Genomic DNA, 8,946 nt, shown 5'->3' with positions numbered 1-8,946 from the left:
AGAACTGGCTGCTTGCCCTCAAACGCCCACGCTTATCGGCTGTATTTTTTTAAGGAACCGAGTGCAAAACCGGAAAAACCGATCTTGAATCTCGTTGCTTGCTGCGATCAGCGAAGCCTTGAATTCTATCACAACTTTGCCGCCTGATTTCTTTCGGATCGGCTAGCAAAAATTTGCATTTCGCTCAGTGAAGCCTTGCATTGTACACAGATTTTGGCAGGCCAGGCAACATCCACACGAACATCCAGACAAAGAACCCCGGCAGGCAAGGCCTGCCGGGGTTCTTTGTCGCTTCTCAGGCGCTAGCTGCCTGCTCCAGTGCATCAACAAACAGTGCCGCCACATCGCAGCCGGTCTGATCAAAGATCTCCTGGAAGCAGGTGGGACTGGTCACATTGATCTCGGTGACGTTGTGACCAATCACATCCAGTCCGATCAATAGCAGGCCACGCTGCACCAAACGCTCCCCAATGAACTCGGCAATTGCCTTGTCCTGCTGCGCCAATGGCTGGGCAATCCCCTTGCCGCCAGCCGCCAGATTGCCGCGCACCTCATTGCCCTGCGGAATGCGTGCCAGGCAGAACGGCACGGGCTTGCCGCCTATGATGAGCACCCGCTTGTCGCCATGAACGATGTCGGGCAGGAACTTCTGCACCATGACGCTGGTGGAGCCGCCCTGATTCAGGGTTTCGATGATGCTGCCTAAATTGCGGCCGTCTTCGCCGACTCGGAAGATGCCCATCCCCCCCATGCCGTCCAGCGGCTTGAGGATGATGTCCTTGTGCTCTGCATGAAAAGCACGGATGTCCTGGGCGCTGCGCGTGACCAGTGTCGGCGAGATGAACTGTGCAAACTCCATGATGGCGAGCTTTTCGGGATGCTCGCGCAGTGCGCTGGGTTTGTTGAAGACCTTGGCGCCCTCACGCTCGGCCTGACTGAGCATGTGCGTGGCGTAGAAGAACTCGGAATCGAAGGGCGGATCCTTGCGCATGACGATGGCATCAAAATCTGCCAGTGCCGTCAAAGCGCTTCGCGTCTCCTCGAACCAGCGGTCTTGCTCCCCGGTCAGGCTGATATGGCGCACCTGCGCCATGACCTTGCCGCCGCTTTGCCAGGAGACATGGCGGGGCTCGCAGGCCACGATCTGGTGTCCTCGGCGTTGAGCCTCACGCATCATGGCAAAGGTGGAGTCCTTGTAGATGACAAAGGATTCCAGCGGATCGGCAACAAACAGTATTTGCATGGTGAAAACTCTAGCGGTAGAGGTAGATACCGGCATCATGCCCAGCCGGGCAAAACACCACAATATGACGGCAGATACTCAGGTCCTGCGCGCACGCAGGCTCTGGACAAGCAGGGCCAGGCTGCCTGCAACCACACCCCAGAAGGCTGAGCCCACCCCTGCGATGACAACGCCGCTGAGCGTGACCAGAAAGGTGATGAGCGCTGCCTCTCGGTGCTTTTCCTCCTTGAAGGCCGTCGCCATGCCGCCGCCTATGGAGCCCAGCAGGGCCAGTCCGGCGATGCAGGCCACCAGCTCCTTGGGAAAGGCCGTCAGCAGACCGGTGACCACCGCACCAAAGACACCTATCAAAATATATAGCAGTCCGCAAACGGCAGCAGCGGTATAGCGCTTGTCCCTATCCTCATGCGCCTCGTCTCCCATGCAGATCGCCGCCGTGATGGCGCTGAGGTTGAGGGCATAACCGCCAAACGGCGCCAGCAGCAAGGTCGCCACGCCCGTCATGCTGATGACCCTGGAGACGGGTATCGGATAGCCTGTGGCACGTATCACCGCCACTCCCGGCAGATTCTGCGAAGCCATGGTCACGACAAACAGGGGCAACGCCAGGCTGATGAGCGCCTGCAGCGAGAACTCGGGAGCCGTATAGACCGGCATGGCCAGCCCGCCATGCACGGCCGACCACTGCATCTGCCCGCTCAGCGCCGCCCAGGCGGTTCCGGCCAGCAGGGTGATGATGACCGCATAGCGAGGCGCCATACGCCGCGAAAGCAGATAGGCAAGCAGCATGACCAGCACCAGGGACAGATTGGTCTCGGCCGCAGAGAAAGCCTGCATGCCGAACTTGGCCAGCACGCCGGCCAGCAGGGCCGACGCGATTTCCATGGGGATGCGGTTCATGATGCGCTCGAACCAGCCGGTCACCCCCACCAGAATGATGAGTGCCGCGCTGACAATAAAGGCGCCGATCGCCTCCCCCATGGAGAAACCGCCCGCCAGCCCGGCGGTCGCCAGCACCGCCGCCCCTGGGGTAGACCAGGCCACCATGACCGGCATGCGCAGAATCAGCGACGGGACCAGCGAGCACAGACCCATGCCCAGGCCCAGCGCCCAAATCCAGGAAGTAATCTGCTCAGGCGTGGCATGAAACGCCTGCGCCGCCTGAAACACCAGGGCCACCGAACTGGTAAAGCCCACAAGCACGGCCACAAAGCCTGCGGCCACGGCGGCAGGGCTCAAGTCTTTGAAAAAGCGCATCCGTGCATTCTGGCACCAGCCCCACCCAAAATGATGCACTCCGCGTAAGCGCGAATGACGAAGCCCATCATCACATCAAAATCAATAGCTATCAGCGCTTACTGGTAAAGAGCCAAAGGCCTATTTAACTCAAAGTATTTACAGCTCGATCTTGGAGCCCAGTTCCACCACCGAGTTGCTCGGCAGGTGCAGGAAATCAGCCACCCGGCTCGCATTCTTGTGCATCTGCGCAAACAGCTTTTCGCGCCAGTGCGCCATGGAGTTGTTCATGCGCGGGATGATCACATCACGCGACAGGAAATAGCTGGTGGACATGGAGTCCAGCTTGCAGCCCTGGGTACGCAGCTGCGCCAGCGCAGCAGGCACATCGGGCTCGTTCTTGAAGCCGTAGTGGATGATGACTTCCCAGCAGTCGCCGCCCAGCGACTCTGCCTCCACCCGCTTGTCCATCCCGACCCAGGGCACTTCGTGGTTGCGCACGGTCACAAAGAGATTGCGCTCATGCAGCACTTTGTTGTGCTTGAGGTTATGGAGCAGCGCATGCGGCACGGTGCCGGGCTCCCCCGAGAGGAAAACCGCCGTGCCGGGCACGCGCGTGGGCGGATGACGCCAGGTGGACTCCAGAAACTGACGCAGATCCAGCGCATCCGCCTGCAACTTCTGATGCAGCAGCTCGCGCCCTCGGCGCCAGGTCATCATCAGGGTAAAGACCGTGCCACCGATCAGCAGCGGGAACCAGCCGCCTTCAAACAGCTTGAGCAGATTCGAGGCGAAGAAAGCCAGATCCACCACGAAGAAGAAGCCCGTCGCCAGCAGGCACAAGGCCAGCGAATAGTTCCAGCGATAGCGGATGACAAAGAAGGTCAGCATGGTGGTGATCAGCATGTCCAGCGTCACCGCAATACCGTAGGCCGCCGCCAGATTGCCGCTATTGCGAAACAGCAGAACAGCCAGCGCAATCGCCACAAACAGGCCCCAGTTGACCAGGGGCATATAGATCTGGCCGGTCTCCTTCACACTGGTGTGGCGTACCTCAAAACGTGGGAAGTAGCCCAGTTGAATGACCTGACGCGTCACGCTGAAGGCTCCCGTGATCAACGCCTGCGAGGCGATCACCGTGGCCATGGTGGCCATGATGACCAGCGGCAGCAGCGCCCAGCTGGGTGCCATCATGAAAAACGGGTTCTTGACTGCCTCGGGATTGGCCAGCAGCAAAGCGCCCTGACCGAAGTAATTCAAGGTCAGCGCCGGCATGGCAACGCTGAACCAGGCCAGACGGATAGGCTTCTTGCCGAAGTGCCCGAGATCGGCGTACAGCGCCTCGGCACCCGTCACACAGAGCACGACCGAGCCCAGAATGATGAAGCTGATGCCCGGGCTGTTCCAGATGAAGCGGACCGCGTAATGCGGGCTGAGTGCCGCCAGGATTTCCGGATGCCCCATGATCTGGTGCACGCCCAGCAGGGCGATACAGACAAACCAGGTCACGGTGACGGGGCCAAAGAACTTGCCTATGCCTGCGGTGCCGCGCTTTTGCACGAAGAACAGCAGAAACAGAATCACCAGTGTCAGCGGAATCACGGCCTTGGTGAAATGCGGCGAGATGACTTCCAGGCCCTCAACCGCCGAGAGCACGGAAATCGCCGGAGTGATAACGCCATCGCCATAGAAGAGCGAGGTGCCGAACATACCCACCAGAAACAACGTGCCGGACAGTCGCGGCCTGTCCTTGACCGTCTGCGAGGCCAGGGCCAGCATGGCCACCAGCCCGCCCTCGCCGTTGTTGTCGGCGCGCAGCACCAGGGTCACGTACTTGAGGGAGACGATGACCGTGAGCGTCCAGAACAGTACCGAGAGCACGCCATAGACGTTGTCCGGCGTGAACGGCACATAGCCTGAGCCGAAAACCTCCTTGACCGAGTACAAAACACTGGTTCCGATGTCTCCGTAGACGACACCGATCGCGCCCAGGGTCAGGGCGCCTAGCGAGGATTTCGAATTTTGCACGATTCAGGAAGCGACTCGTAAGGCAGTCACCAAGTGATCAAATTGTCGGCATTGTGCGCTGTCCTCAGCGCCTGCGAAATCAGTCGTAGATTTCTGCGTCGGGATTAGTGGCTTCCAACTCGTAGCTGGCCGCCAACATGGCCAAACGTGCTATCACGCCATACATATAGAAGCGGTTGGGTGCGCTGGCGCCCGGACGCGCGCTGGCCTGAGGCAGGTGGTTGCTCTGCTGGAAAGCCAGGGGCACGTAGCCCGCACCGGGGGCATTGAGGTTCTCGTCCTCGCCGCGTTCGGGGTGCATGCGGTAGAAACCTCCCACCACGTAACGATCCATCATGTAGACCACGGGCTCGGCCACGGCGTTGTGCATGCGCTCATAGGTCAGCACGCCCTCCTGCACGATGACGTCATGCACGGTCTGGCCGTCCTTGATGACGCCCATCTTGTTGCGGCTCTTGCGCGGCAGCGCAGCCAGCTCCTTGGCGTCGCGCACGGTCATCACGCCCATGCCATAAGTGCCGTTGTCGGCCTTGACCACGGCAAACGGCTTTTCCTTGATGCCATATTCCTTGTACTTGCGGCGCACCTTGGAGAGGATCACGTCCACCTGCTCGGCCAGGGCCTCCATGCCCGTGCCTTCGGCAAAGTCGATGTTCTCCACATGACCGAACAAGGGGTTGATCAGCCAGGGGTCGATGCCCAGCAGCTTGCCGAAGCGCTTGCCGACTTCCTCGTAGCTCTGGAAGTGACGGCTCTTGCGGCGCACATTCCAGCCTGCATGCAGCGGCGGCAGCAGGTATTGCTCGTACAGCTCCTCGATGATGCCGGGCACGCCGGTGGAGAGGTCGTTGTTGAGCAAAATGGTGCAGGGGTCGAAATCCTTGAGGCCCAGACGGCGCTTGCTGCGGATCACCGGCTCCAGCTTGATCTCGTCGCCCAGGGGCAGCGTGATGGACAGCGTCTTCTTGATCTCGGGGCTGATGGAGCCGATGCGCACATTGAGACCCGCCATGCTGAAGATGCGCTTGAGCTGCAGCACGCTGGCCAGATAGTGGGTGTTGCGTGTGTGGTTCTCGGGAATGATGAGCAGATTGCGCGCCTCGGGGCATATCTTTTCGATGGCAGCCATCGCAGCCTGGACAGCCAGTGGCAGCATTTCATCGGTCAGGTTGTTCCAGCCGCCTGGAAACAGGTTGGTATCCACCGGTGCCAGCTTGAAACCCGCATTACGAATATCCACCGAACAGTAGAACGGCGGCGTGTGCTCCATCCATTCCAGGCGGAACCAACGCTCAATGGCAGGCATGGAGTCGAGAATGCGCTGCTCAAGTTCGTTAATGGGGCCGGTCAAAGCCGTGACGAGATGTGGAACCATAAATACCCTCAGGAGACGATGGTGGGGGGCAATTGTAGAGATTGAAGCATGAGATAGGTGTTTTCCCCAGTCTTTGTTTCAACGACGCCAGAACGCCGGTGACAGCAAAGCCATGAAACTCAGTATCTCGAGCCGCCCCAACAGCATGCCCAGAGTACACACCCAGATCTGGAAATCCGTCAACACCGTGTAGTTGGATGCGGGCCCAACGGCCCCCAGGCCCGGCCCCATGCAGTGCACGCTGGCCAGCACGGCAGAGAAGGCGGTCAGAGGGTCGAGATCGGTCAGCAGCAACACCATGCTCAGCACAATGACGGTGGCACCGTAAACCAGCATGTAGGCCAGCACCGAAAAAATCATCGGGTTATCTACCACCGCATCGCCCAGCCGCACCGGCTGCACGGCGCGCGGGTGCACCAGACGTGTCATCTCGCGCCTGGCCTGCTTGACCAGAATCAGCATGCGCACCATCTTGATGCCGCCGCCGGTCGAGCCCGCGCTGGTGGCCACCCCCGACAGCAGCAACAACAGAACGGGAATGAACACCGGCCAGGACAGATAGTCCGTGGTGGAAAAGCCGGTGGTCGTGGCTACCGAGACCGTGTGGAACATGCCGTTGCGCAAGGCATCGAGCGGCCCATAGACCCCCTTGACCCAGAGCAGCAGCGCCACCAGCAGGCCCGAGCCCAGCAGCACGCCGATCGTGGCGCGCATTTCGGGGTCGCGCATGAAACTATCGATGCGCCCCTTGCGCATGGCCACGAAGTACAGCGCAAAGTTGCAACTGGCCAGCAACATGAACAGCAAGGCCGCGGCCTCCAGCAGCGGCGAGTTGAAATAGGCGAAGCTGGCATCGTGCGACGACAGCCCGCCCAGGCTCACCGTGGCGAACATATGCATCAGCGCATCCAGCGGCTGCATGCCGCAGGCCCAGAAGGTCAGAAAACAGCCAATGGAGAACAGCGCGTACACACCCCACAGGCCTTTGGCCGTCTCGGTAATACGCGGCGTGAGCTTGGTGTCCTTGACGGGACCTGCAGCTTCCGCCCTGAAAAGCTGAGCGCCGCCGACACCCAGCAGTGGCAACACGGCCACGGCCAGAATCAGAATCCCCATGCCGCCCATCCATTGCATGAAAGTACGCCAGACATTGATGGACACCGGCAGCTTATCGAGACCACTGAGCACCGTGGCCCCGGTCGTCGTCAGGCCCGATACGGCTTCGAAGTAGGCATGGGTGAGACTGATGGAGATGCCCACCCGGTTCAACCCCATCATCAGCGGCACCATGGCGCACAGCGGCAGCACCACCCAGACCAGGGTCACCAGAATCACGCCATGACGCGGTTGCAGATCCTGCTTGTGGCGGTGCAGACCCCCCCACAGCAACAGGCCCACGCCAACCGTCAGTCCGATCGACCAGGGATAGATACGCCAGATGCCATCCTGCGTGAACCAGGAGATGCCAAAGGGCAGCAGCATGGCGCCGGCAAACATAATCATCAGCATGCCCAGCACACGCAGGACAGGGAGCAGATCTTTCATGAGCGCAGCTTAGAAAAAGGTGGCGCTGACGCGGAACAGGTTTTCCACGTTGCGCACCAGCCGCTTGTTGGGCAGGAAGAACACCACATGGTCGCCGGATTCGATCACGGTATGGCTGCGCGGAATGATGACCTCGGTCTCCAGTGCCGCCCCCACCACTTCCTCGCAGGTCTTGCCTTCTGGAATGCCGCGCACGATGAGACCGATATGCACCTCCTCGGGCAGGCGCAGCTCTTCCACCTTGCGCCCCACCACACGCGAGCTCTTGCGGTCGCCGCGCGCCACGATCTCCAGTGCCTCGGCAACGCCGCGGCGCAGGCTGTGCACTGCTTGCACATCGCCGCGGCGCACGTAGGCCAGGAACTCGCCCAGCATGGCCTGCGCCGGCGACAGCGCAATATCGATCTGCGTGCCGTGCATCAGGTCGGCATAGGCGCGGCGATTGATCAGCGACAGAACACGGCGTGCGCCCATGCGCTTGGCCAGCAGGCTGGACATGATGTTGTCCTCGTCATCGTCCGTCAGCGCGAGAAACAGATCCACCTCCTCGATGCCCTCTTCCTCCAGCAGGGCCTCGTCGGTGGCATCCCCCTCCAGCACCAGCACTTCGGCAGGCAGCACCGACGACAGGCTCAGGCATTGCTGGGCGTTGGACTCGATGATCTTGACGTGAAAGCGCCCGGGCGTCTGCGCCAGCTTCCTGGCCAGCCGCAGGCTGACCTGGCCTCCGCCCGCAATCATGATGCGGAACACCGGCCGGCTCGGGCGGCCTTCGGGCAGGTTGATGGCCTTGAGAGCCTCGGACACATGCTCGGTCGCGGCCAGCATGAAGACTTCGTCGCCGGGCTCTATGCGCGTGGCCCCGTCGCAGCGCACAAACCGGTCGGGCTCGTCCATGAAGCGACGGTAGATCGCGACGATGCGCATGGCCAGTTCCGGCATGCGCTCTCGCACCTGGGCAATCTGCAGGCCCACGGCAGGCGCGCCGGCACGTGCGCGCACTGAGGCCAGGGCGGCTCGCCCGCCCGCAAAGGCGCGCACCTGCATGGCCTCCGGGTATTCGATGAGCTTGCGGATGTAATTGGTGACCGATTCCTCGGGACAGATGATGCGATCGACCGCAAAACCCTCCTTGCCCAGCACCGGATCATCCACCGCAAAGCTGGACGAGCGCACCCGCGCAATGCGGGTCGGAATGTCGAACACGGCCTGGGCAATCTTGCAGCAGACCAGGTTGGTCTCGTCCATGGAGGCGCAGGCGATCAGCAGGTCGGTATCCTTGGCGCCCGCCTCGGCCAGCACCTGGGGATCGATGCCGTTGCCGACCACGCCGCGCAGGTCGAAGCGCGACTCCAGCTCACGCAATGCTCGCGCATCCGTGTCGATGACGGTGATTCCGTTTTGCTCGGACACCAGACTTTCGGCCACACTCTGGCCTACGCGCCCGGCACCCAGAATAATGATTTTCATGGTGTTATGGAAAGGGATCCAAGCTGCGGCATCAATTCAGACCGATGAG

At 61.1% G+C, this 8,946-nt stretch carries 6 protein-coding genes; all 6 read right to left on the bottom strand.

Features of this window, described 5'->3' with window-relative positions; all coding sequences use genetic code 11:
- Positions 1-295 precede the first annotated feature (295 nt).
- The 6 genes from gshB to trkA all read right to left on the bottom strand — a co-directional run bounded on the left by gshB (position 296) and on the right by trkA (position 8,897).
- Complete coding sequence (gene gshB, locus JAO85_RS12340; protein WP_202788167.1) at positions 296-1,243, bottom strand: glutathione synthase; 948 nt, start codon at positions 1,241-1,243, stop codon at positions 296-298.
- A 78-nt stretch (positions 1,244-1,321) separates the two neighbouring features.
- Positions 1,322-2,500 carry a benzoate/H(+) symporter BenE family transporter gene (locus JAO85_RS12335; RefSeq protein WP_202788166.1) on the bottom strand — a complete coding sequence of 393 codons (1,179 nt, stop codon included), beginning with the start codon at positions 2,498-2,500 and terminating at the stop codon, positions 1,322-1,324.
- Between the two features lie 138 nt (positions 2,501-2,638).
- On the bottom strand, positions 2,639-4,507 hold the full coding sequence (locus JAO85_RS12330) for a potassium transporter Kup (RefSeq protein WP_004340454.1): 1,869 nt from the start codon (positions 4,505-4,507) through the stop codon (positions 2,639-2,641).
- A 79-nt stretch (positions 4,508-4,586) separates the two neighbouring features.
- A complete protein-coding gene (gene gshA / locus JAO85_RS12325; RefSeq protein WP_004340452.1) occupies positions 4,587-5,882 on the bottom strand; it encodes a glutamate--cysteine ligase in 1,296 nt (431 codons plus the stop codon).
- Between the two features lie 78 nt (positions 5,883-5,960).
- On the bottom strand, positions 5,961-7,427 hold the full coding sequence (locus JAO85_RS12320) for a TrkH family potassium uptake protein (protein ID WP_039050275.1): 1,467 nt from the start codon (positions 7,425-7,427) through the stop codon (positions 5,961-5,963).
- Between the two features lie 9 nt (positions 7,428-7,436).
- Entirely contained in the window at positions 7,437-8,897 is a 1,461-nt protein-coding gene (trkA, locus tag JAO85_RS12315) for a Trk system potassium transporter TrkA (protein WP_202788165.1), read from the bottom strand.
- Positions 8,898-8,946: the final 49 nt, after the last annotated feature.

It is taken from the genome of Comamonas sp. NyZ500 (genome assembly GCF_016772095.1).
Taxonomy (GTDB): domain Bacteria; phylum Pseudomonadota; class Gammaproteobacteria; order Burkholderiales; family Burkholderiaceae_C; genus Comamonas; species Comamonas thiooxydans.
The sequence above is the reverse complement of the archived record's forward strand: the minus strand, read 5'-3'. Positions and strand labels throughout refer to the sequence as shown.

What these genes read in the sequence shown, in the direction of transcription:
- gshB (WP_202788167.1), bottom strand. Translation starts at nt 1,243, where the DNA reads ATGCAAATACTGTTTGTTGCCGATCCGCTGGAATCCTTTGTCATCTAC.
- JAO85_RS12335 (WP_202788166.1), bottom strand. Translation starts at nt 2,500, where the DNA reads ATGCGCTTTTTCAAAGACTTGAGCCCTGCCGCCGTGGCCGCAGGCTTT.
- gshA (WP_004340452.1), bottom strand. Translation starts at nt 5,882, where the DNA reads ATGGTTCCACATCTCGTCACGGCTTTGACCGGCCCCATTAACGAACTT.
- JAO85_RS12320 (WP_039050275.1), bottom strand. Translation starts at nt 7,427, where the DNA reads ATGAAAGATCTGCTCCCTGTCCTGCGTGTGCTGGGCATGCTGATGATT.
- trkA (WP_202788165.1), bottom strand. Translation starts at nt 8,897, where the DNA reads ATGAAAATCATTATTCTGGGTGCCGGGCGCGTAGGCCAGAGTGTGGCC.